This window comes from Planktothrix mougeotii LEGE 06226 (assembly GCF_015207485.1).
Taxonomy (GTDB): Bacteria; Cyanobacteriota; Cyanobacteriia; order Cyanobacteriales; family Microcoleaceae; genus Planktothrix.
In genome coordinates, this window is sequence record NZ_JADEWU010000009.1 from 63,102 (window position 1) to 86,240 (window position 23,139).

Below are 23,139 nucleotides of genomic sequence, written 5' to 3' on the forward strand. Positions count from 1 at the left end.
TCGTTTCATGACGATTGCAACTTCACCTCAATATAAGCCCGATTGGATCACCATTGCTTTTATGGTGTTTCTCCATGCTGCCGCACTGCTGGCATTTTTGCCGAGTAACTTTAGCTGGGCTGCCGTAGGTCTAGCTCTATTTTTACATTGGGTAACTGGAGGCTTAGGAATTACGCTAGGCTTTCACCGCCTAGTGAGCCATCGCAGTTTTGAAGCTCCCAAATGGTTAGAATATTTTTTAATCTTTTGCGGAACTCTGGCTTGCCAAGGCGGGCCCATTGATTGGATCGGGTTACACCGTCTCCATCATCAATATTCTGATCAAGAGCAAGATCCCCATGATTCTACCAAAGGGTTTTGGTGGAGTCACCTCGGCTGGATGTTGTTCCATACTCCAGCAGATGAACAAATTCCCCGTTATACCAAAGACATTGGAGACGATCCAGTCTATCTGTTTTTCCAAAAATACTTTTTGGTTATTCAGGTCATCTTTGGCGTATTACTGTATCTGATCGGAGGTTGGTCTTTTGTCGTTTGGGGCATTTTCTTTCGGGTTGTGGTGATGTTTCACTGCACCTGGTTTGTCAATAGCGCCACTCATAAATTTGGGTATCAAACCTATGAGTCGGGAGATTCTTCCCGTAACTGTTGGTGGGTTGCGGTTGTCACTTATGGTGAGGGTTGGCATAATAATCACCATGCTTTCCAATATTCGGCCCGTCACGGTTTGCAATGGTGGGAAATTGATTTAACCTGGATGACAATTTCGCTGTTACAAGCGTTAGGGTTAGCCCAAAAAGTGAAATTACCCCCCGCCAATGCTGAAGCTCAACGCATTTAAAACTGCCGATTTCCTTGAACAACGTGTTTCAGGGTCATTAGGGCTTCTAAACCAATTAATCCACGACGATATCCTTTCTGGTTAGAAATCCCCAGAAAGATTGCGTCTCCCCGGTTTAAGTGACGGGAAAATCGAGGAGACGCATTAATAAAGGTCAAAGCACTATTGACATCTTGGGCAAATTTTCGACTTTCAGAGTAAGATTCGGTCGCTAAACAATTAGCGTGACCGCTACTATAGGTATTCATCCAGGCGATCGCTTTTTCTAAGTTTTCCACCACTTTAAAGGCAACAGTTCGTGTTAAATAGGGCTTTGACCATTCCGTTGTTTCGGAAGCGGTTAATTCGGTAAATTCTTGAGCCAGGGCTTCATCCCCACGCAATTGAAATCCGGCTTCCCTTAAGTTATTCCATAATCGAACTAAGGATGAGCTTTTTTGATTGGGATCAATCAAAACTTTTTCAATGGCATTAACCGGATCGGGTTTACTGTCATGACTATCTAATATCATCCATCGGGCTGTATCTACACTCGTCGTTGATGACCAATATAAATAACAGTTTCCCATGGCGGAACGTAGGACGGGAACTGTAGATTGATTGACAACTTGCTGCACAAAATGGGGGCGTCCGTAGGGAATGACTAAATTGAGATATTGATCTTGAGTCACTAATCTTTGAATTGGGGCATTTTGTTCAGAAGGCAAAATTTCTAAACAACCTAAAGGAAGTCCTGATTCTTCTAACGCCATTTGCAACGTCTGAACAATCATATTATTAGAATGGGTGGCTTCTGTTCCCCCTAATAACACTAAACTATTGGCTGTTTTTAAACAGAGTCCTGTTGCAATAGCCGCGAGTTCTGGGAAGGCTTCATAAATTAAGGCAACAACCCCTAACGGAATATGTTGATAATAAGTTTGTCCTTGTTCGAGTTGATAGGAAGCACTCATCACCCGACCAATGGGATCGGGTAATTGTCCCAGACGTTCTAAAATCTGAACGGTGGTTTCTAAGCGTTCAGGAGTCAGTTTCAGCCAGTCTGTAATTAATTCCGATAGTCCTAAATCTCGACTGGCTTCTAAGTCGAGGGTATTGGCTTCTAGGATATCATTCTGTCGCGATCGCAAGGCCTTTGCCATCAGTTGCAAGGCTCGACTCCGATCCATTCCTTTCGTTTTTGCTAGTTGAAAACTAGCAACGTAAGCACGACGCAAAGGATGGTCAGGAGCAAGGGAAGAGAAATCATCAATTATCATCGAGAATCACGCCTGTAAGCGAGCCAAACCATAAGTGCGGGTAACATCGCTAACAGTACAGCAACCATCGCCCATAACACAAGATTTGGCCCCGGTGAATACAAGGCTAATGGCAACCAGATCACTAACGGAACTAATAGCATTCCCAAAGCCATCGGTAAATAATGCGCCCTTAACCCCGGACTGGCTCTGTTCCATTGATGACCTGTCCAACGCCAAGCCTGTTTATAAGGATAATGGGTTGCGAGTTGTTCTAAACAATAACCGCTCTCATCGACGACAAAAATTTGTTGGCAGCGATCGCAGCCGAAGGCTTCGGTTAAGGCAATGGGAACCAGTCGCCCCCTTCGCCGACAGGGGCAAGGATAATCCCCATTCAAATCAATCTTTTGAGCTTTTTGGGATGGCACAAGCGATCCGTTAATTTAATAATGTTTTTACAATAATTAAGTCAAAACTGGCTATTTTCAATTATTATACTCAACTCCACCCTTACCCGTATCCTTCTTTAGTTCCCTTGTTCCCTCGTTCCCTCGTTCCCTCGTTCCCTCGTTCAAGCCAGCGATCGCCACTTTTACAATCTCAGGACTTACGCAACTGGCACAGGGCAGTATGAAGTTGTTCTAGGGGAAACGTTGTAAAGAAGTGTAACAGCTTGAATGAATTTTTGATTATAAATTAACTCCTTAAACTGTGAAGGTGTAAGGTTAAAATTAGTTTATATTCAGGGTTTCCAGGTGAAAGCTATAGCAAGCAATCCAGGTTATCTAAAGAATCTTACTTATAAGTTTCGTAAAATTAAGGTGTGATCTTTGTCAATCATCCTTTAGACTGAATATTGGAAAACAACTAAAAAAGTTAAAGGGCAGCATCAAAAAGGCTCTAAAAGAAACGTATGAAGATTTTGTTTATCGTTGAGGTAATTGATGACATAGGAAATAAATTGTCAATAAATAAAAATTCAAAAGGAAAATAAAATGGGAAATTTTTATAATTTTGGCAAACCAAAACCGGAAAGAAAATTTACTTTTAACAAACCAATACCGACACCAAAACTAACACCAAAACCGGAACTTCCTTTTAAAGAGCCTGAGTTTAAAATTTTAGATGACTTTATTACATATTGCTCTATTTTCGATCCAACGATTTCAACGCAATCAGGAAAATTAATGGATCATGCTGCTGTGTTGTTTGCTGATGAGCTATATAATCGAGATAGTAAAATCATAAATTTATTTAATGAATTTAGTGATATCGGCTGTGCAATTCAAGAGGTAGAAGATTGTGTATTATTTATTTGTAATGCTCCTTTTTATTTTGAAAAGCCCAAAGAGTATTCACTTAAAATTATTGAAGATCGATTCTCTAAAAAACCTAAATTAAATACATCTTGGGAAAAGCTAAGAAAATCACAAGTACATTGCTTTAAAACTTATGCTCATTTTCGTGGTTCAGTTGACAATGAAACATTTCAACGTTGGCTTATTTTAAAAACACCTACAAAGAATATTGAATATGCAGAATCACCAGAAGATATGATGGGTTATGGAAACACTTTACCAGAAGCGGATTTAGAATTTCATAAATCACGAATAAAAACATTTACTAATTCCCAAAGAACTATTAATTATTTTATTGATAAAAAAGTTCCTTTGACAAAGCAGCGAATGTTTGATGTTTGCAAAAAAATTGACCCTCTTGTCAACCCCAATACTGTTACATTTACCTACGATGAATGTGGATTTTCATATATTGAGTCATCTCATTTTAAATTATCATGTCAATCAAAGACTCATAAATTTACCCTTAATGTTTTTGGAGGAGATATAACATGGGAAATTGTAAGAATTCTTGAAGTTGACGATAGGAACTATCCCGTTAATCTCGAATTTATAGGTGAAGCAGAAACATTGGAAGAAGCTCTTGATATATGTGAATCAAGATATCAAGAATGTATCAATAACCATGAACAATTAGAGATGATGGTTTCTTTCAAACAGTATGAGGAAATACAGGAAGATCTGATGATGGATGCTATAGAAGGCGAAGCTTTTTTCAATGATTTGATTGAAGAGTTTGGAGAAGACATTATCCCTGATCGTGATTAATTTAGTAAGTAAGTAAACAAAATTAATTACACAAAGTTCTTAAATATGGTGTGAAACATGATTGATAAAGAAAACAAAATTCAAGAACCCATTTTTAATATCGATATCGATATAGAAGAAACTGGTTTGTCTCGTGCAGAACGATATCGTCAACGTAATAATCAACGTGAGATACCTGTGAATCGATTTATTAAATATTGTTTTATATACGACCCATCGGTTGATTTAAATACGGGAAATAAATCAACATTTTTTATAAATCCTGACAGGTTGCCTAATCACTATTTTGACTCTCAAATTGACAAAACAAGACAAAGATTGATTTTATTAAATCTTCTGCAAATACCGAGTCTTAAAAAGTTAACAGAGCAATATATTGAATCTAACAATTGCGACAGAAATAGTCTTTTAGAAAAAGCATCAAATACAGTCACATATTATACTTGTTTTGCACCATATAGAATTTTAAATCCACAAGAGATAACTGCAAAATATTTAGAAGATTATAGTGGCAGAAAAATTAAATGGAACAGAATAAACGCTGATGAATTTGAAACTAGCCAGCTATTGTATTACAAGCAATATATTTGTTGCGAACATGAGGGAGAAAAAGGATGGATGGTTCTTTCCAGAAGCCCAAAATTCAACATAAATGATTTCTATACGACAATAGGTATTGGCGAAAATATTGTAGAAGCTGACTTCAATTATCAAAATCAAAGAGCAAATTTATTTTTAATGAATATTGAATCAAATCGTTGCATATTTGATTCAGATACTCCTGTCAATATAGAGCAAATGAAAAATGAATGTAATAAGTACGATAAAAATATCAAAATAGATAGTTTTAAACATAAGTATATTAATATTTTTAATCCTAGCACTATTGAATTCGAGTTATTTTGTGAATCTGAACAATATGAATTTACAGTTGCTGTTTATGCTTCTTATATTAAGTGGACTGTAAAGACATATATAGAAAAAGCAGAGTTCGACATACCAATAAAAGCGACGGGAGAAACATTAAAAGAAGCCTTTGAAAAGTTAACAGAAAAGCATGAACGTCTTTCATCAGATTCAGAATTTATTCGCAAGAGAGTGGTGCGTATGCAAGAAGAAGAAATGCAAGATCTCTATAGAGAAAACTATGGCGTGTATCAAGACATGATTTCTGAGTTTGGAGAAGACATTATCCCTGATCGCGATTAATTTAGTAAAAACGACATGACTATTTTAATACTCTTATTTGCTTATTGATTCTGATTCAAAATTGCCAAAATTTTTAATAAATTTTCACACTGTCTCTAATGTTTTTCCGAAAAGTTGAGGTTTGGGTAAAGGCTCATGATTGTTCATCGCCGACTCTATCAGGAGTTCTAAAACTTCTTGTGCATTTTTTAATGCTTCTTCATGGGTATCCCCATGGGTGTGACAATGTTCTCCCCATTCAGGAAGACTAACCACATAACACTGATCTGCTTCTGACCATTGAATAATAATAGTATAAGAGCTTTTCATTGTTGTTGATACTCCTTAATTTTAGCAAGTTGATTGAAAGCATTTATGTAGACTTTATTGACACCCCTGAACACAAAAAACCAGGTTTTTTGAATAAATATAAAAACTCCCCAGTTAACTCGATAAAGTTAATCTGAGGAGTTGTAAGGGTGCTAAAGCACCAACTCTATAATTTTAAGCGGGTGACGCGATTCGAACGCGCGACATTCACCTTGGCAAGGTGACGCTCTACCACTGAGCTACACCCGCAAACCGTTCACCTTTTCTATGATTCCAAAAATCTTTAGATTTGTCAACCCCTATTCCAAAATTTTTTAACCCTACGGTTTAAGGGATTTCTGGCTACTGTTTTAAGGTTTCCCCTGTTAAAGCTGGACTGGCACTGACAGACAAAATCGCTGTAGAATCTACCGTTGTATGAGAATCATTGGCACTTTGCTTGATTTGACGCATTAAATTTGCCATCTCAATCGCATCCATCGCATAGTTCCAACCGTGATTGGCCTTAATTCCGGCTCGTTCTAAGGCTTGCTGCATCGTGTCCGTCGTCAACACCCCAAAAATCACCGGAACACCCGTTTGAAACGCCGTTGCTGCAATCCCTTTCGAGACTTCCGCCGAGACATAATCAAAATGGGGGGTTTGTCCCTTAATTACAGCCCCTAAACAAATAATCGCATCATAGCGACGGGTTAAGGCCAACTGATGGGCGACTAATGGAATCTCAAAACTCCCTGGAACCCAAACATAATCAACCTGTGTTCCCTGGGGATTAGGATCAATCCCATGTCGTTTTAAACAATCTTGACACCCTTCTAATAATTTGGTTGTGATTAAATCATTAAACCGACCAATCACCATCGCAAACCGTAGGGAGTCTGTTTGAGTAAAATTCCCCTCAAAAACCGTCATCTTGTTATCCTTTGTTTAAAGATCCATGCGGAATTGTAGGTTAAATCGCTTAGGGGAATTGTCCTAAACTCTCTAACCCCCAATTCCGCCAATGAATTAAACTACTAAGTAGTTTAATACACCTACTAAAATGACCAATGCGAACCAAAGACCAGAACCCACATAGAGCAAAGGCTTAGATTGGCTCCAATATTGAGGGGCGGCATAGGCAAAGGGAACGCCCACCACCATCACAAAAGATAAAATCACCAGTGCCGCAAGGACAACTTGAAACAGAATTGTTAACATTTTTTTCTCCCAACTTGACTTGGCAGTAAGTAAAAATACTGCTGACAGGCTCACCGAATCCTGTTTAGCGGTTCATAGTTAAAACTACCAGAAATTGCCACCTCTGAGAAGTCGTTAAGCTGTTACTCTCAGGAAGAGGGAAGTCGGGAAGACAAGGGCATCAGAAGACAAGGTAAACAGGGGTTATGGGTAATCAGTTAACAGTCCATCGTAAACATTAAGTTTTGTAACAAAAAAGACAAAATATATCTGTAGTGATCTGAAGCGCTTGTAAGAGGTGATGACAATTAATTGAGGGTTTGACCGGAATCACTTTTAAAATGCCAGCTTATTCCTATACTAACCAATATACTAACTAGCAAGGCAGTCATTTAAAAATAAATATTGCTAACCTGATCTTACTCCTTTTGCTTGTCAATGCCCATGATCGAATTGTTTTCTAGGCTTGACCTAAAACGATAGATTCTTGGGCAGTATAAGTTATAGAAGGGAACTGAGAACCTTGATAGTTCGTCATTCAGCAGTGGGCATCTCCTTGGTTAGCTAATCCCCGTAAGTGCAGCCTCTCAATTATCCAGATCAACTGAGATAGAAACTATGCCAGCCACTAAAATCTATGCCGACAATAACTCGAACCAGCCTTTTGAGGGCTATTCTGAACCTGAAGATCTTATAAATAATCACCTGGAGTCTGATGTGGATGATTTAATTGATCTGGATATAGAGGATGCCAGCGACGCTAAACTCCAGAAATCAGTGAATCGTCGCACAACGGATTTGGTTCGACTGTATCTTCAAGAAATAGGTCGAGTTCGTCTGTTAGGACGAGATGAAGAAGTATCAGAAGCTCAAAAAGTTCAGCGTTATCTGAGGTTAGTTGAATTACGGGATAATGCAGCCAGCCAAGAAGAAGGTGTAATCAACGTTTATGTGCGTCTGATTAAAACCCGGGATCAGTTATCCGCCCAGTTAGGTCATCGTCCGTCTTTAGAACGATGGGCGACAACAGGGGGGGTTGATGTGACTGAACTGAAGCCAATTTTAGCCGCCGGGAAACGACGTTGGGCGGAGATTGTGGGTTTAACCGTTGAAGAATTGGATAAAATTCAAGCCGAGGGTCTAAAATCCAAAGACCAGATGATTAAAGCCAATCTGCGTTTAGTGGTTTCGGTGGCGAAAAAATATCAAAATAGGGGTTTAGAACTTCTCGATTTAATTCAAGAAGGAACTTTAGGACTAGAACGGGCTGTTGAAAAGTTTGACCCCACACGGGGATATCGGTTTAGCACCTATTCTTATTGGTGGATTCGTCAAGGCATTACGCGGGCGATCGCAACCCAAAGCCGCACAATTCGTTTACCCGTTCATATTACCGAAAAACTCAACAAAATTAAAAAAGCCCAACGAAAAATTTCTCAAGAAAAAGGTCGTACTGCTACCATTGATGATATTGCAGCAGAGTTAGAGATGACTCCGATTCAAGTGCGAGAAGTCTTGTTACGGGTTCCTCGTTCTGTTTCTTTAGAAACGAAAGTCGGGACGGATAAAGATACAGAATTAGGGGATTTATTAGAAACCGAAGAGGTGACACCGGAAGAATTACTGATGCGAGAATCTTTGCATCGGGATTTACAACACCTGTTGGCGGATTTAACCAGTCGGGAGCGGGATGTGATTCTGATGCGCTATGGGTTAGGAGACGGTCATCCCTATTCCTTGGCTGAAATTGGCCGAGCGCTAGAGTTATCACGGGAGCGAGTTCGCCAAATTGAAGCGAAAGCGTTGCAAAAACTACGCCAACCGAAACGTCGTAACCGGGTTCGGGATTATCTGGAGTCCCTGAGCTAATCTGAGAACGCCAGAGCCGTCCGCAGTCAGACTTTAAAATCTGTTACCCTGAACTCTTCAGCCAGTTATTTTCAATAGCTGGTTTTTTTTGACAATTAGGAAATTTGTTGTGTATTATTGTCAGTATGCAAGCTTTATTGAAAACAGTTTAACGTATGGCTTTATATACAGCAGTCTCGTTTAAATCCGAACTCAATGATAAAGGCTGGCGGTTAACTCCCCAACGGGAAACGATTTTGCAGGTCTTTCAGAATTTACCGAAAGGAAATCATTTAAGTGCGGAGGATCTGTACAATTTATTGAAAAGCCGAGGAGAAGCGATTAGTTTATCAACAATTTATCGCACTTTGAAGTTAATGGCCCGGATGGGAATTTTACGGGAATTGGAATTAGCTGAAGGCCATAAACATTATGAAATTAATCAACCTTATCCCCATCACCATCATCATTTAGTTTGTGTTCAGTGTAATAAAACTATTGAATTTAAAAATGATTCCATTTCTAAAACCAGCATGAAGCAAGCGGAGAAATCGGGGTTTCATTTATTAGATTGTCAATTAACGATTCATACGATTTGCCATGAAGCTTTACGCATGGGTTGGCCGTCGCTAATTTCTAGTAATTGGACTTGTTCTAAAGCGATCGCAGATTGTGCTTCTGAAATGGATTTTGAATTAATGGAAGATGGGATCACCGATTAAATGGATTACACGGATTGCCGGGATTGAATTACGAGGATGAGGAAAAGATAAGACTTATTAAAATCTATATTCAATCCGTGTAATTATTGTCAAAAGGAGTTACTATTTATAGTCCTCCAAATAGAACGGTATCTGCACTAGGCCCATAAAAGGCTCTGGCTTGTGCAACAGCTTGTTGTGTTGAACGATCATAAATTCCATTAATAGGGCCATTATAAAGTCCCTGAATTCTTAATGTTTGTTGCAACTGTTGAATGTTGGTTAAACGGGAAACAGGGGGAGCCATTTCTACAACAACAACGGTACGAGTGGGGGTTGCAGAAACGGGTCGAGGATTAAATAAATAGGTTTGAGTTGTTGGGCCAGCAATTCCGTTGACTGTAATTCCAGCAGATTGTTGAAACCGCATTAAAGCATTTTGAGTTGTAGTATCAAAAAAGCCATTAATGGGGCCATTATAATAGTTTAATTCCCTTAAACGTCGTTGAATTTTTCTGACTTCTGTTCCTGTATCCCCTAAAGAAACCATCGATAAAGAATTAGTAACCGGAGACATAGGACGTTGAACAATCGGGATCGGAAGGGTGACTGCTGAAGCAGATCGGTTAGTGTTGATGGCACTAGCGAGATATAAAGCCGTAGTCGGCCCTACTTCTCCGGTCACTTGAATACCATAAGCGCGTTGGAAGTTAATCACAGCTTGTCGAGTTGTTTGACCAAATACGCCATCAATAGCTCCGGTATAGTATCCTAATGATATTAATCGTCCTTGTAATATCCGAACAGCAGAGCCTTGGCTCCCTAATCGAAGAATATCATCAAACTGAGGATTAGAGGGAACCCCAGGAACATAAGCGTTTAAAGCCATTAATGTTGTGGATGTAGCCACTCCAGTCGCCGGAATTCCTTGACTTTGTTGAAACCGTTGAACAGCGACTTCTGTTTGATCATCAAAATATGCTGTAATACTGCCATCATAAAAGCCGAGGTTTTGTAGGGCTTCTTGTAATGTGGCAACCGCAGATCCGTAATCGCCCAGTTGTAACGTTGTACCCGGTAAGATATCAGGGAGTGGCTGTGGTGTACTGTTGAGGAGGGCGAGGGTAGCTTCTGTTACTAAACCCGTTGCCGGAATATTATAATCCTGTTGGAGTCGAATCACCGCATTTTCCGTCACAGTTCCAAAGCTACCTGTAGGTTGTACGGTCAAATAACCCAAGGTTTGTAACCGTCTCTGTAAGTCCGAAACACCGGGGCCACTATCTCCCCGTCCCAAGCCAATTAAGTCTCGATTACTACCAGGATTAGAGGGGTCAGTGGTGACTAATCCCAAAGCTCTGAGTGTTTGGGGGCCTACAATTCCATCGGCGGATAAACCGTAATTTCGTTGAAAGCGAATCACCGCATCTTGAGTCAGACTGCCAAAATAACCTGTAGCATTCGCATTAAAATAGCCCAGTTCTTGTAAGCGCTCTTGAATTTGTCTGACTTGGGTTCCCGAATCTCCAGACATTACCAAAGCTTGGGCGGTTTGGGCGACGGTTAAGACTGAAACAGCTACCGCTAAACCGAGAAAGTAGCGGTAGGTTTGACTGGAAAGCTTTTTCCAATTAACGTCATTCAATCCTGGGAATGGATCAGAAGTTGGATCTTCATAGGTTAACGCTAAGGCCAGAAACGCATAGGATTCAATCATGGTTTTTGGGGGGAAACATTATTCATCAATTTAAACCTTCCACAAAATTCTTTTTGGAAGGGTTTGTTTCCCCCATTGTAGATCAGGGTTAAAAGTGAGGTTTAAACTAGCCCGGCGCGATCGCAAATTAACGCAATAATCGCAGCAAAGGCTGTAATTCCTAAAGCAACCCAAGGACTTTGACCTTGACTTACCGCAAAAGAAGTGGCTACACCCGCGCCTAATGCTGCGGTGACGGCTGATTCTAGGGGATCGCGTTGTGAAGGTTTGGGGTTCATAATCTAGGTGAGTAAGATTAAAGCCTGATGTTTGAATGGCTTTAACCCTATCACTTAGACTGAAAAATTTTATTAGTTTTGACTGAAATTGCAATTAAGCTTTAAATTTGGATACTTTTCTTAATCAATTTGTATAGTTACCCCTGTTCGGTGTTCGGTGTTCGGTGTTCAAGTAGTGCTATAACAACTATTAAAATTTAAGGGACTATTCCTAATTCAGAATAGCCCCTTAAGCGTTTTTTAGTCATATCAATTAAAAGCATTAAAGCTGCACCCTTATCACCCAATCTTAATTTAACCTCCGTTCTGGTTGATTAAGATTGACGTTTGCTCAGTCGGCTACCGAGTACAGTTAAACCAACCAACGCTAAACCCGCAAGACTACCCGGTTCAGGAACAGAAACTCCGCCCTTGAGAGCAACACCATCATTGCCACATTCTAGGAAAATACTAGCAATATAGTCATAGTTACCATCGGCGAGTCCTAAATCGGATTTATTGAAGCTAAAACCTAGAGTTTGTGATCCTTTAGCGTTGAAGAATCCAAAGTCAAGTCCTTGATTTTGTAAGGCTGTAGCAGACAGATTTACAATACCACCTAATTGGGTCGCGCCAGAGTCAATCACATTCAGAATTGGTGTTGTTTCACCAAAATAACTGTAAGCAGCAGCTTTGGTAGCAATGTCAGTACCTTGGGTGTTGGCTTTATCGAATCCAGAACCGTAATACTGTTTTAAGCTGTTGTAGCCATGATTTACACTGGTAACGCTGGCTCCTTTTACGTTACCATATAGCCCGGTTGTGGCAACGCCGGAGTCATTCATTCCCGCAAAACGAACTCCAAATAAGCTCTTTTGACTGCTAGCCGTTGTAAAGTTTTTGTTAGTGAAGTTTAAGAATAAATCGCCCCAACCAATATTTTTATCAGCTGCTACCGAGTCATACACACCCGTCAGAGGAGTTCCACCTGTGAGTGCAACAAAGATACTATCGCTGGTTTCTTTAATTGCAATTCCTCTAATATTAAAGGATTCACCGCCAGATCCATCGATAAAGGAATCAATTCCGTAGTTCCATCCATTATGGAGTTGTCCAGCAACAGCAGGAAGACCGTTTACAGATACGAAACAAAGACTGGCTACTGTCGTTCCGATTAATTTTTTCAGGGTTGAAGTTTTCATACGTTAACTCCTGGGTGATTAGGGATTGCGCTTTTTTCTTTTCGATAAATACACTATAGTAAATTGTTGTTAAAGGTTTGATGTTGAAAACCCCAAAATTTGTAAAGTCTTTGTAAAAATAATAAAATTCTAGCTGGATCAATTTTTTTACTTTTACTCCCTTAGATAAATTATAGCATTCACCAGACCTATTATTACAAAGAGTGATGCTGAAAGCTTTACAGTGAAGTCTTTTCGTCTCTGTTCCCTGCTATATCTAAGAATCTAAAATCAAGAGAAAATACTGATAATTTTTCTTGAAATTTAACTTTTCAATAACAAAGATCAATTTTATCCGTGTTATTACGGATTCAAATTCTGAGTAGTTCAATATTAATAAGTTATCATCTCAAGCTGTCCCTCTCATGGATTAACTTAATGTTAATGTATAGGAAACCCATGAAGGAGGTTAAGAGTTGCGGTTAAATACCCAAATTAAAGGTCAAGGGTTCCCGATTATTTGTTTACATGGACATCCCGGTTCTAGTCAATGTATGTCTGTGTTTACAAACCATCTTTCACAACAATATCTCACTCTAGCACCAGACTTAAGAGGGTATGGAAAAAGTCGCACCCGTCAGCCGTTTGAGATGGAAGATCATTTACAAGATTTAGAAGCACTTTTTCAAAACTTTGATCTGGAGCAATGTGTGATTTTAGGATGGTCATTAGGAGGAATTTTAGCCTTAGAATTAGCATTAAAATTTCCCGAAAACGTTAAGGGTTTAATTTTAATTGCGTCCGCCGCCAGACCTAGAGGAAATCATCCTCCGATTTCTGGGTTAGATTATGTTTATACCGGTTTAGCCGGACTGATTAATTGGGTATTTCCGAGTTGGCGATGGAATATTGAACTGTTGGGAAAGCGATCGCTATTTCGCTATTTAATTCAACAACATCATGCTATTGCTTACCACTATTTAGCACAAGAAGCCGTTCCCGCTTTTCTGCAAACCTCTGGGTTAGCCACTCAAGCTTTAAATCAAGCCTTAAGATTAAGCTATAATCGTTTAGAACATTTACAACAGATAGACTGTCCTTGTTTAGTTTTAGCGGGAGAATGCGATCGCCATATCACTGCTAAATCCAGTCAAGAAACCGCAGAATATTTACGTTATTCTCAGTTTTATTCTTATCCGAATACTGCTCATCTATTCCCTTGGGAAATTCCTCAAACGGTACTTACTGATATTGATAATTGGCTGACCGAATATCTTCCCCGTCGTCAGTACCATACCCATGTAGGTTAGGTCATAATCGGTAGAGCAATAGATTAAGGCTGTCCAGAGAGAGCCGGAATAATCCATTGTTCAACTCTATTTCCCAAATCTTCTGCAATCGTTAGGGTATTCGGTTTACACCGTTTAATGCTAACTTTAATTCCTTGTGCGCCTTCGGCTTCGAGATCTTCGAGATAACCGAATTGAGACGTTTGAGCTTCTTGTTGGGTCATAAATGGCCCGAAATAGTAGGTGCAGTTTGGGGTTTCTGTCAAAATTTCTACCCAAAACGCGAACCCAAAAGCGTTAAGCCAGCTAATTAGAAGTTCTTTCATATTCATGATCAATGCAGTGGATTCTGAAGTTGTATCAATAAAATTCTGAGAAGGAATTCTAACGGATGAGTTAGAATTTACAGACTAGGTATAAACTTCAACCTAAGTCTTAAAAAACCTTCACATTTTGTTATACTCTGTTGTCTTTATTTTTTCAATCAACCGAGCAGAATCTCTATCTGTAGAAATCAACCCTGATTCCAGAAATTTTAGCCTTAAACAAATCTTTTAATCAATCAGAACACCGGAGCAAGAGTTTCCAAGTGGGGGTTTCAGGTCAAATTTATTCGGAAAAGGAAACAGAACAATTGTTGGGAAACAGACCGGAAAACTCTATCGGCATGAAATCAAGAATAAACGGGGTTATCATTGAATAGTTTATCTGAACAATGATCACCCCAGAGCATCCGTTTATACCTTTTTTCAACTAAAATCGGAAGCTTGAAAATTCCTTTGACGATAAATTTCGTACAGTGCCATTCCGGTTGCAACGGAAACATTTAAACTGGCGGTCTCTCCTGACAAAGGGATCGACACTAAAACATCACAGTTTTGTTCAATTAAATGGCTTAATCCTTCTCCTTCATTACCAACAACTAAAGCGATCGCCCCATTAAATTTTACCGTTGGTAAGGTTTCTGTAGCCGTGGCGGAAGTGCCATAAATCCAAAATCCGGCTGCTTTTAAGTCTTCTAAAGCACGGCTGAGATTGACGACTCTCGTGACGGGAAAAGTTTCTAATGAACCTGCTGCAACTTTCATTACCGTTGAGGTGACACCAACTGCACGGCGTTGAGGCACAATTAAACCTTGAGCACCAATGGCTTCTGCTGTGCGAATAATTGCTCCTAAATTATGGGGATCTTGAATTCCATCAGCAACAATAATCACAGGTTGAGAACTTGCAGCTTGAGCAATTTCGATTAACTCATTCAGGTCTTTATAGGTATAGGGGGAAATTTGAGCCGCTATGCCTTGATGATTAGCGCCTTGGGTAACTTGATCTAAGCGTTGATAGGTGACTTCATTGAGGATGGCACCGTTGGCTTTTGCTGTTTGTAATAATCCGAAAAATCGGGGATCGGATTTGAGTTGAGAAACCACCCAAATTCGACTCAGCGATCGCTCATTTTCTAAAGCCGATTGAACGGTACGTCGTCCATAGATTAACTCATTTTCAACATCAAAATACTCTACAGATTCATCTGTAAATTCTGGTTTGCTCTCTTCAATAAATCGTTGACTTTTATGAGGAGCAGGTAAGGAATGTCTGTGGGTCTGAGGTTGACGTTCATCTAAGAACTTACTCGGTTTTTCTCGTGTTAGTTGTTCAGGTTGAGAACTAGCAAAAGATTCCTTTCTGTCTTGAGCATATTTCCGATAGTTGTCAGATTGTTCATCGGAAAAACGGTAAGATTTTCTATCATCTGAGAATCGAGAAGGTTTTCTATCATCTGAGAATCGAGAAGGTTTTCTATCATCTGAGAATCGAGAAGGTTTTCTATCATCTGAGAATCGAGAAGGCTTTCTATCATCTGAGAATCGAGAAGGCTTTCTATCATCTGAGAATCGAGAAGGCTTTCTATCATCTGAGAATCGAGAAGGCTTTCTATCATCTGAGAATCGAGAAGATTTATTGTTGTCTCGTTCTCCCGATTTAAACCGATTGGATGGTTTTTTAGAAGATCTTGATGGAGAGTTAGAACGACTAAATTTTGGCATAATTCCTTGTGAGATTATTTGATAAACGTTGCTAATTGAAATCAATACTAGAAGAGAAAATCAGCGTGTATGTTCTGATGAGAACCTCTTAATAAAATTTGAACTCTATTACAATAGGACAACTTCAAAGTAACCCAATTTCTGATCAAAAATCGTAGATTAGATAACCAGAAATTTACGAACTAACTAGGTTTCTGATTGAAGAATACGGTTGTTGATCCCAATTAATAGTATCCTCAACTAAGCTTTAGTTTAAGCTGAATATCTGTTCTGAACCTGATTCAATAAGCGACTCTCTCATTCAATTCAATGGTGCTTGATTCCCCAGACCCGATCTTAACAATCAGTTGTTAGAGTAACAGCTTATGAGTCATTCTCCTTCTTCAGAATCAAGCTCAAGATAATTAAACAATTCCTCTAAACGTTGCGGATTCGTTAAATACAAATACCCAAATAAAGCTTCTAAGCTAGTGGCTTGTTGGTAAGTTTTGGGATCGAGTCTTTTGGGACGTCCAAAAGCTGCATTTCGACCCCGGTTCAAAATTTCTAATTCAGGTTCAGTGAGGTGAGGTTCTAGCGATCGCAAGTGACGAGCTTGGCTTTCTGCACGAACTTGAGACACCACTAACTGATGATAAAGATGCGATCGCTTTGGGGGCATCAGATAAAAACTACGAATATAAAGTTCATAAACGGCATCTCCTAAATAGGCCCAAGATCCTGGAGAAATCCGTTGAACTTGTTCTGGTGATAGGCTTTGATGAAGCATTTGATCCAGAGGTAGAGACTAACCAGAGGGAACTAGCTAGTCGTTAAAAAATAGTCGTAAAAACCGTTTCACCCTTACCTTATCCCATTGACTCGGCATCCTCACCTGATCGGGGTATAGATACGACCCAATCGACTCTCACACCTAGGCATTTTTCACGTTCTCGATCGCATCGTCTACAGATGGCTGTAAAGAGAGAAACTTTTCCAAGCGAACCAATTTAACAGTTTGAGTTACACGAGGATTGGAAACAATCTGTAAAGTTCCGCCGCTACTTTGCGCTTTTTTCACAAGCTGCACGAGCGCCCCTAATCCCGAACTGTCTACAAAATCTATCTGAGAGAGATCCAATATTATGTGCTTGGGGCCTTTTTCAATATATTTACCCACCACTTTACGAAAGGTGCCTTCTGAGAAAGCATCCATCAATCCAGTGAGGCGAAAGAGTTGATAATTGTCTTTAGTATCCCGTGTACCCCGAAGGCTCACGGTTAAATTCAGTTGCTCAGGAATGATACCCTCCTAACTACATAGAACTTGACATCGCCGATCTAGTATAAGGGCTTTTTAATAAAATGTCTACTGAATTAGGAGGGACAGAGCCGTTTAATTTTGTTCTTTCTGGTGTTGCATCGCTTGAACAAAACGTTCAAACAAATAGTCAGCATCATGGGGGCCAGGACTGGCTTCCGGGTGATATTGAACGGAAAACAAAGGTAAAGTTTTGTGTTTTAATCCCGCAACGGTACGATCATTCAAATTGAGGTGAGTAATTTGTACATCCTCAGCAATGGTATCAGGATCAATCGCAAACCCATGATTTTGGCTGGTAATTTCAACTTGTTGTTGTGCTAAACCAGCCGGTTGATTTAAACCTCGATGACCAAATTTAAGCTTAAAGGTTTCAGCCCCCAAGGATAACCCTAAAATTTGATGACCCATACAAATCCCAAACACGGGTTTGTCAGCCTTAACTAAGGCTTTTGTGGTGTTAATCCCTTCGGTAACGGCGGATGGATCACCAGGGCCATTAGATAGGAAAATCCCATCGGGATTGTATTTGAGAATCTCTTCCGGGGAGGTATGAGATGGAACAACAATCACTCGACAGCCATAACTGGCTAACCGCCGCAGAATATTGCGTTTTACCCCAAAGTCTAAGGCGACAACCGTATAACGGGGTTGTTCATCCCGACAGGCGGAGTCACTAAACTCCCAAGCGGTTTCCGTAGGTTCTAACCATTCATAGGCTTCTGGGGTTGTAACTTCTTTCACCAAGTTCAACCCGGACATACTAGGAGCTTGTTCGACTAGATTTCGCAGTTCCCCCGGATCTAAAATTTCCGTAGAAATCGCCCCATTCATGGCTCCAACAGTACGGATTTTCCGAGTCAGAGCGCGGGTATCAATTCCGTAAATACCGGGAATATTGTGCTGTTTTAAATAGTCAGGTAAGGACTGAGTGGAACGCCAATTACTGGGACGGTGACAAATATTACGCGCGATAGCCCCTCGAACATGGGGAAAAGCGGATTCTTCATCATCAGGGTTAACCCCAGTATTGCCCAACTCTGGATAGGTAAAGGTGACAATTTGTCCACAATAGCTGGGATCAGTCAATACTTCTTGATATCCGGTCATACCCGTATTAAAGACAACTTCCCCAATGACGGTTCCTGGAGCGCCGAATGACCAGCCTGTATAGGTGGTTCCATCAGCCAGGACAAGTAAAGCAGGTTGTGCAGAGGTCAGGGACATTGGATTTGGTCTACCTTTAATCTGAAATCACCTCAATATTATTCCAGACATTCTCGGAACTGACGCATAGATCTTGTCCTGTGTTGTCATTACCTGACTTTAGGGAATAGGGAATTAGGAATTACGAATTACGAATTACGAATTACGAATGGGCAATAGGCAATAGGGAAAAGGGGTAAATTGAACTGACTTTCTAATAACTAATTTGCAGGGTGACGGAGGCTCTAACTTGTTGTTCTCCTCCGACAACGGGAGTAGGGGGGGCTGCTGGTGCCATCGCGTCTGCTTTATACATGACAGGCATGGGGACAGGAACACTAGCATTATTAACTTGAATGCCGATAATTTCTCGACGGGTTAAATTCAAGGCGCCTAAAACGGCATTGGCTTGACGTTCTGCTTCTTGGGTGGCGAGTTTTAAAGCTTGTTGTTGAGCGGCGTTAATTTCAGCATCGGAAGCGACGAAACTCACCCCATCAATACGGGTCGCCCCGGCTTTAACAGCATCATCTAATAAACTGCCGACGTTTTCGGTTTTTAATTTGAAACTGACGGTATTGGTGGCAGAATAGCCGGTTAAGCGTTGTTGATCGTTAGTATAACTGTAGGTGGGATTGAGGCGAATTCCGGTGGTTTCCAGTTTCTCAACATTGCGCGATCGCAGTAATTCTATCACTGCATTTGTTCGTCTGGCGGCTTCGGTTTGCACTTCTTCGGCGGTTTTCCCTAAGACTTCAACTCCTAACTGAACTTGGGTTTGGGTGGTTGGGATCGTTACTACACCTTCCCCACTGACGCTTAGAGTTCTAAGCCGTTGTTCTTGGGCAAAAACAGGAGCAATGAAGGGGATGCTAACTAATCCTAAACTTAAGGATAATGCAGTAATCAGGCTCCAAGGATTAATACAACTAGAAGATTGATTTAAGGACATTGTAGACGTTCTCTCAAGTGCGAAAGGGGTATAACCATCAGGATAGTAGCTTCTTATGTAGAAGTTGTTTCTACCCTGGCTGTTCCTCGATTTCGCTCAATTATCCTCAAATTCGGGATGATCTCCGTAGAGACGCGCCATGGCGCGTCTGTATTTGCATGGCGCGTCTGTATTTGCATGGCGCGTCTGTATTTGCATGGCGCGTCTGTATTTGCATGGCGCGTCTGTATTTGCATGGCGCGTCTGTATTTGCATGGCGCGTCTGTATTTGAGGTTCAATAGCGCGTCTGTATTTAGGTTAATGAGTTACAAATGATCAACTTGACGCTCTAATTTATCTTGAATATTTTTAGGAATATTACTTAATAAATCTAAACCTGTATTGGCTTCAATATCATCAACAGAAACCCGATAATACTTCCATTTATTTATTAAATTCTTTGAATTTGAAATTTTTACGGCAATAACACGGGTATTTTCCGTTATTTTTTGATTCGGTTGATCTAAAATAACAATCACTTTCCAATTCCATTCAGGAACAGTTATATTTCCTTTGGCAATGGTTTTATCTTTACCAGAAACCCCGGCAATAATATACAATTCTTTTCCGTGTTGAGCTAGATCTCGACAGTATTGTTCTAAATTACTCCAAATACCTCGATTTAATTCTGGAGCTTGGGGAATAATATTAGTCAGAATAAATGTAGCACTATTATGTTCAGGGGTATTAGTGCGATCGCCAGAGGGAACTAAATGACCTCGATCATAACCTGTTCCCCGATAATCATTGGGTTTAACTTGATACCATCCTTGAGGTAAATTATCATCGTGTCTCAAATTATTTTGGCGTTTAGCCGTTCCTAACCAAGATTGATTCAGTTGCCAACTCACCCAATTGGCGGTTCCAGTTTTGCTATTATAAGATAAAACAAATTCAGGTCTTTCGATCAAAAAATTAGTTGAATTTTGAGGATCAGCCGTTGCTTGACTAGGGTTGCCCAGTTTCAGATGAATATCTGAGGCTGTGGGGGGTTTAAACAGAATTTGACATCCCGTTAATGTTAATACAGCAGCAAACCCGATACTAAATCTTTGTAAAATATTTAATTTATTTCTATCTTTGGATTTGTTTTTTGTAGAAATAATTTTAAAATTAATCAATAAAGTCATAATAATATTATTCATGGGAATCCTTGGGTTAAAATACTGACATTACTTTTTAATCTATTTTGGTTTAGGTTTAGGTTATTAAACTCAAACCCGATTTTTTCGCCAAAAATATTATAGATCATTTTTCGTTACTTAAAGATTTTGTGAAAAAAGTAAAATTTTATAAAATAGAGAAAAACAGTAGCCATCATAGGATAATAGTGCTACAATCAAGACGGCTTAAAATCCATCGTATAGGAATTTGTAATTCATCTTAGATCAATCGGTATGACTACGCTCAAAAATTACTATAGTACGTTACAAGTTAACCCCACATCGACACCCGCAGAAATCAAACAAGCCTATCGTCGATTAGCCAAAATCTTTCATCCTGATAGCCAAACTCAATCAGCAGATCATGACCAAATTATTCAGATTAATGCCGCTTATGAAGTATTAAGTGATCCGCAGAAACGCCAATCCTATGATCGACAACTGGGTTTAGAAGTTAATTCATATTCTAACGGTTTTGAACCCTCTATTTATAAAAAACAACAACAAAAAGCCACAGAAGCGGATGCAGAATTAAACGTTTGGATTAATAAAGTTTATAAACCCATTAATCGTTCGATTAATAAAATTTTAAAGCCTCTAAAATCGGAAGTCAATAAATTATCTGCCGATCCCTTTGATGATGAATTAATGGAAGCTTTTCAAACCTATATTGAGATTTGTCGGAATACTCTACAGCAAGCTCAAAAATTATTCCGTTCTCAACGAAATCCGTCTCCTGTCGCTGGAGTTGCTGCTCATCTTTATTATACCCTAAATCATTTAGATGATGGACTCAATGAACTCGAAACTTTCACCCTTAATTATGATGATTCTTCTTTACATACCGGTCAAGAATTTTTTAGGATTGCCTCTCGTTTACGTCAAGAAGCGCAGGAAGAAATGAAAAAGATTTCCTAGTCTTTAAAAAAAGTGTTATAGTTTAAGCTATATTTTAAGCTTATTGCAACCGTTATGGATACAATAATTTCTTTACCGAATCCCCTAGAATTGCAAATCGACTTAACGGATGAACAGTATTTTCAACTTTGTCAAAATAACCGATACTATAAATTTGAGCGATCAGCAACAGGAGAATTAATTATTATGTCACCAACAGGGGGTGAAACCGGAAATCGTAATTTTAACCTAGCTGGAGAGTTAGCAATATGGAATAAACGAACTAAACTGGGATTAGCCTTTGATTCTTCAACAGGTTTTAAACTCCCAAATGGTGCAGATCGAGCACCGGATTTATCTTGGGTTAAATTAGAACGATGGAATGCTTTAACTCTCGAACAAAAAAAGAAATTTCTGCCCCTATGTCCCGATTTTGTGATTGAGTTACGTTCAGAAACCGATACTCTTAAAACCCTCCGAGAAAAAATGCAAGAGTATCTGGAAAATGGTGCTCAACTCGGTTGGTTAATCGATCCTCAAAATCAGCGCGTCGAAATTTATCGTTTCGGAAAAGAAGTAGAAATTGTACAATCTCCGGTTAATTTATCTGGGGAAGATGTGCTTCCGGGGTTTGTATTAGATTTACAAGAAATTTGGAATGTCGGTTAAAATATAAAAATCCTAAAAATGCTATAATTTAAACCAAACTTTAGTAATAACCATGAGTATGTTAGTCTCAGATGAAATTATACAAGCCAGTGGCTTATCAGAACAGGAACTTTTATTGGAAATTGTGATGATGCTGTTCCAAAAAGACAAAATTAGCTTAGGAAAAGCAAGTGAATTGCTCGGAATACATCGAATGCAATTTCAGAAATTACTAGCTGATCGGGGTCTTTGTGTTCATTATGATGTAGCTGAATTTAAAGAAGATCTTAAAATAGTTCAGGAAGTCGGTTTGTAATGATAATTGTGAGCAACACTTCGCCCATTTCAAATTTAGCAAAAGTTGGGCAAATTCACCTTTTAGAACAACTCTATAAAACAGTTCTGATTCCTACTGCGGTTCATAATGAATTACTGGATGAGAGGGCTGGAGAGACTGTCGTTGAAGCAGTTAAATCAGCAATTTTGTTAAAAATACAACCTATTCAGAATCAAGAATTAGTAAACGAACTACGAAATAGTATAAATTTGGGAGAGGCTGAAGCGATCGCTCTTGCTGTTGAAGTAAATGCAAGTCGACTGCTGATCGATGAGCGTTTAGGTAGACAAGTAGCGACAAACCAAGGATTAAAAATTATTGGAGTGTTTGGTGTTCTGTTGAGTGCGAAACAGCAAGGGTTAATTACAAAAATTAAACCTGTGATGGATGATTTGATCTCTCAAGCCAATTTTCGAGTGAGTAGTAAACTCTACGCAGATGTTTTAATAGCAGCAAATGAATAGGTTTATGATTCTGAAAATGTAAACGTTACAAAAACGCAAGATAACATTTATTGATCGACTGAAACAAGATTTTTTTATTAAACCTGGTTGCTATGTAAGTTTTGAACAAGTTGCGATCGCCTTTGATAATAAAAAGCGATCGCACTTGAATATTATTTTTAGGTTGGTTTTCATTCCTTCACCCAA

General features: G+C 39.4%; 25 protein-coding genes and 1 tRNA gene. 10 read left to right on the forward strand and 16 right to left on the reverse strand.

Going from position 1 to position 23,139, the window contains the following annotated elements:
• Positions 1-7: 7 nt before the first annotated feature.
• Positions 8-841, forward strand: a complete 834-nt coding sequence (locus tag IQ236_RS06435) for an acyl-CoA desaturase (protein WP_193868494.1) — start codon at positions 8-10, stop codon at positions 839-841.
• Here the strand turns inward: IQ236_RS06435 and IQ236_RS06440 are convergent.
• Positions 838-2,100 (reverse strand): glutamate-5-semialdehyde dehydrogenase, encoded by a 1,263-nt coding sequence (locus IQ236_RS06440; protein ID WP_193868495.1) that lies wholly within the window; start codon positions 2,098-2,100, stop codon positions 838-840. The genes IQ236_RS06435 and IQ236_RS06440 overlap by 4 nt on opposite strands.
• A complete protein-coding gene (locus tag IQ236_RS06445) occupies positions 2,097-2,510 on the reverse strand; it encodes a hypothetical protein (protein WP_072719228.1) in 414 nt (137 codons plus the stop codon). The genes IQ236_RS06440 and IQ236_RS06445 overlap by 4 nt, the downstream gene beginning before the upstream one ends.
• A 567-nt stretch (positions 2,511-3,077) precedes the next feature.
• Here IQ236_RS06445 and IQ236_RS06450 point away from each other — a divergent pair.
• Complete coding sequence (locus IQ236_RS06450) at positions 3,078-4,208, forward strand: hypothetical protein (RefSeq protein WP_193868496.1); 1,131 nt, start codon at positions 3,078-3,080, stop codon at positions 4,206-4,208.
• Positions 4,209-4,265: 57 nt separating this feature from the next.
• Positions 4,266-5,417 carry a hypothetical protein gene (locus IQ236_RS06455; protein ID WP_193868497.1) on the forward strand — a complete coding sequence of 384 codons (1,152 nt, stop codon included), beginning with the start codon at positions 4,266-4,268 and terminating at the stop codon, positions 5,415-5,417.
• Between the two features lie 84 nt (positions 5,418-5,501).
• Here the strand turns inward: IQ236_RS06455 and IQ236_RS06460 are convergent, their stop codons facing one another.
• The 4 genes from IQ236_RS06460 to psbZ all read right to left on the reverse strand — a co-directional run bounded on the left by IQ236_RS06460 (position 5,502) and on the right by psbZ (position 6,926).
• On the reverse strand, positions 5,502-5,726 hold the full coding sequence (locus tag IQ236_RS06460) for a type II toxin-antitoxin system HicB family antitoxin (RefSeq protein ID WP_193868498.1): 225 nt from the start codon (positions 5,724-5,726) through the stop codon (positions 5,502-5,504).
• A 177-nt stretch (positions 5,727-5,903) separates the two neighbouring features.
• A tRNA-Gly gene (locus tag IQ236_RS06465) sits at positions 5,904-5,975 on the reverse strand.
• Between the two features lie 93 nt (positions 5,976-6,068).
• On the reverse strand, positions 6,069-6,638 hold the full coding sequence (gene ribH, locus IQ236_RS06470) for a 6,7-dimethyl-8-ribityllumazine synthase (RefSeq protein ID WP_193868499.1): 570 nt from the start codon (positions 6,636-6,638) through the stop codon (positions 6,069-6,071).
• Between the two features lie 96 nt (positions 6,639-6,734).
• On the reverse strand, positions 6,735-6,926 hold the full coding sequence (gene psbZ, locus IQ236_RS06475; RefSeq protein ID WP_072719225.1) for a photosystem II reaction center protein PsbZ: 192 nt from the start codon (positions 6,924-6,926) through the stop codon (positions 6,735-6,737).
• A 597-nt stretch (positions 6,927-7,523) separates the two neighbouring features.
• On the opposite strand from psbZ, the gene sigC reads away from it, so the two are divergent.
• Entirely contained in the window at positions 7,524-8,774 is a 1,251-nt protein-coding gene (gene sigC, locus IQ236_RS06480) for an RNA polymerase sigma factor SigC (protein WP_190516505.1), read from the forward strand.
• A 155-nt stretch (positions 8,775-8,929) separates the two neighbouring features.
• Entirely contained in the window at positions 8,930-9,475 is a 546-nt protein-coding gene (locus IQ236_RS06485) for a transcriptional repressor (RefSeq protein ID WP_190516504.1), read from the forward strand.
• Between the two features lie 106 nt (positions 9,476-9,581).
• Here the strand turns inward: IQ236_RS06485 and IQ236_RS06490 are convergent, their stop codons facing one another.
• From IQ236_RS06490 to IQ236_RS06500, 3 genes are all read right to left on the reverse strand, one after another.
• Positions 9,582-11,171: a peptidoglycan-binding domain-containing protein gene (locus IQ236_RS06490; protein ID WP_193868500.1), complete on the reverse strand. Its 1,590-nt coding sequence runs from the start codon at positions 11,169-11,171 to the stop codon at positions 9,582-9,584.
• A 101-nt stretch (positions 11,172-11,272) separates the two neighbouring features.
• Positions 11,273-11,449 carry a hypothetical protein gene (locus IQ236_RS06495; RefSeq protein ID WP_193868501.1) on the reverse strand — a complete coding sequence of 59 codons (177 nt, stop codon included), beginning with the start codon at positions 11,447-11,449 and terminating at the stop codon, positions 11,273-11,275.
• Between the two features lie 314 nt (positions 11,450-11,763).
• On the reverse strand, positions 11,764-12,630 hold the full coding sequence (locus IQ236_RS06500) for an XDD3 family exosortase-dependent surface protein (protein ID WP_193868502.1): 867 nt from the start codon (positions 12,628-12,630) through the stop codon (positions 11,764-11,766).
• A gap of 455 nt (positions 12,631-13,085) precedes the next feature.
• On the opposite strand from IQ236_RS06500, the gene IQ236_RS06505 reads away from it, so the two are divergent.
• Entirely contained in the window at positions 13,086-13,919 is an 834-nt protein-coding gene (locus tag IQ236_RS06505) for an alpha/beta fold hydrolase (RefSeq protein WP_228041459.1), read from the forward strand.
• 23 nt (positions 13,920-13,942) lie between these two features.
• Here IQ236_RS06505 and IQ236_RS06510 read toward each other — a convergent pair whose 3' ends face one another.
• The 7 genes from IQ236_RS06510 to IQ236_RS06540 form a co-directional block, all read right to left on the reverse strand.
• Positions 13,943-14,224, reverse strand: coding sequence for a DUF1816 domain-containing protein (locus IQ236_RS06510; protein ID WP_190516499.1), 282 nt, complete (start codon positions 14,222-14,224; stop codon positions 13,943-13,945).
• Between the two features lie 423 nt (positions 14,225-14,647).
• The gene (gene rlmB / locus IQ236_RS06515; protein ID WP_193868503.1) at positions 14,648-15,946 is read right to left on the reverse strand and encodes a 23S rRNA (guanosine(2251)-2'-O)-methyltransferase RlmB; all 1,299 of its coding nucleotides are present in this window, start codon (positions 15,944-15,946) and stop codon (positions 14,648-14,650) included.
• Positions 15,947-16,316: 370 nt separating this feature from the next.
• Entirely contained in the window at positions 16,317-16,715 is a 399-nt protein-coding gene (locus IQ236_RS06520; protein WP_190516497.1) for a Mini-ribonuclease 3, read from the reverse strand.
• Between the two features lie 144 nt (positions 16,716-16,859).
• A complete protein-coding gene (locus tag IQ236_RS06525; RefSeq protein WP_072722175.1) occupies positions 16,860-17,216 on the reverse strand; it encodes an STAS domain-containing protein in 357 nt (118 codons plus the stop codon).
• Between the two features lie 105 nt (positions 17,217-17,321).
• Positions 17,322-18,473, reverse strand: coding sequence for a glutamine-hydrolyzing carbamoyl-phosphate synthase small subunit (gene carA / locus IQ236_RS06530; protein WP_193868504.1), 1,152 nt, complete (start codon positions 18,471-18,473; stop codon positions 17,322-17,324).
• Between the two features lie 193 nt (positions 18,474-18,666).
• Positions 18,667-19,404 (reverse strand): SIMPL domain-containing protein, encoded by a 738-nt coding sequence (locus IQ236_RS06535; protein ID WP_193868505.1) that lies wholly within the window; start codon positions 19,402-19,404, stop codon positions 18,667-18,669.
• Between the two features lie 306 nt (positions 19,405-19,710).
• Positions 19,711-20,589 (reverse strand): DNA/RNA non-specific endonuclease, encoded by an 879-nt coding sequence (locus IQ236_RS06540; RefSeq protein WP_228041460.1) that lies wholly within the window; start codon positions 20,587-20,589, stop codon positions 19,711-19,713.
• Positions 20,590-20,841: 252 nt separating this feature from the next.
• Between IQ236_RS06540 and IQ236_RS06545 the strand changes: the two genes are divergently transcribed.
• The 4 genes from IQ236_RS06545 to IQ236_RS06560 are packed head-to-tail and all read left to right on the forward strand — an operon-like array spanning position 20,842 to position 22,953.
• Positions 20,842-21,525, forward strand: a complete 684-nt coding sequence (locus tag IQ236_RS06545; protein WP_193868506.1) for a J domain-containing protein — start codon at positions 20,842-20,844, stop codon at positions 21,523-21,525.
• 54 nt (positions 21,526-21,579) lie between these two features.
• Positions 21,580-22,173 carry a Uma2 family endonuclease gene (locus tag IQ236_RS06550; protein ID WP_193868507.1) on the forward strand — a complete coding sequence of 198 codons (594 nt, stop codon included), beginning with the start codon at positions 21,580-21,582 and terminating at the stop codon, positions 22,171-22,173.
• Between the two features lie 52 nt (positions 22,174-22,225).
• Complete coding sequence (locus tag IQ236_RS06555; protein WP_193868508.1) at positions 22,226-22,468, forward strand: UPF0175 family protein; 243 nt, start codon at positions 22,226-22,228, stop codon at positions 22,466-22,468.
• A complete protein-coding gene (locus IQ236_RS06560; RefSeq protein ID WP_193868509.1) occupies positions 22,468-22,953 on the forward strand; it encodes a DUF3368 domain-containing protein in 486 nt (161 codons plus the stop codon). The genes IQ236_RS06555 and IQ236_RS06560 overlap by 1 nt, the downstream gene beginning before the upstream one ends.
• Positions 22,954-23,139 lie beyond the last annotated feature (186 nt).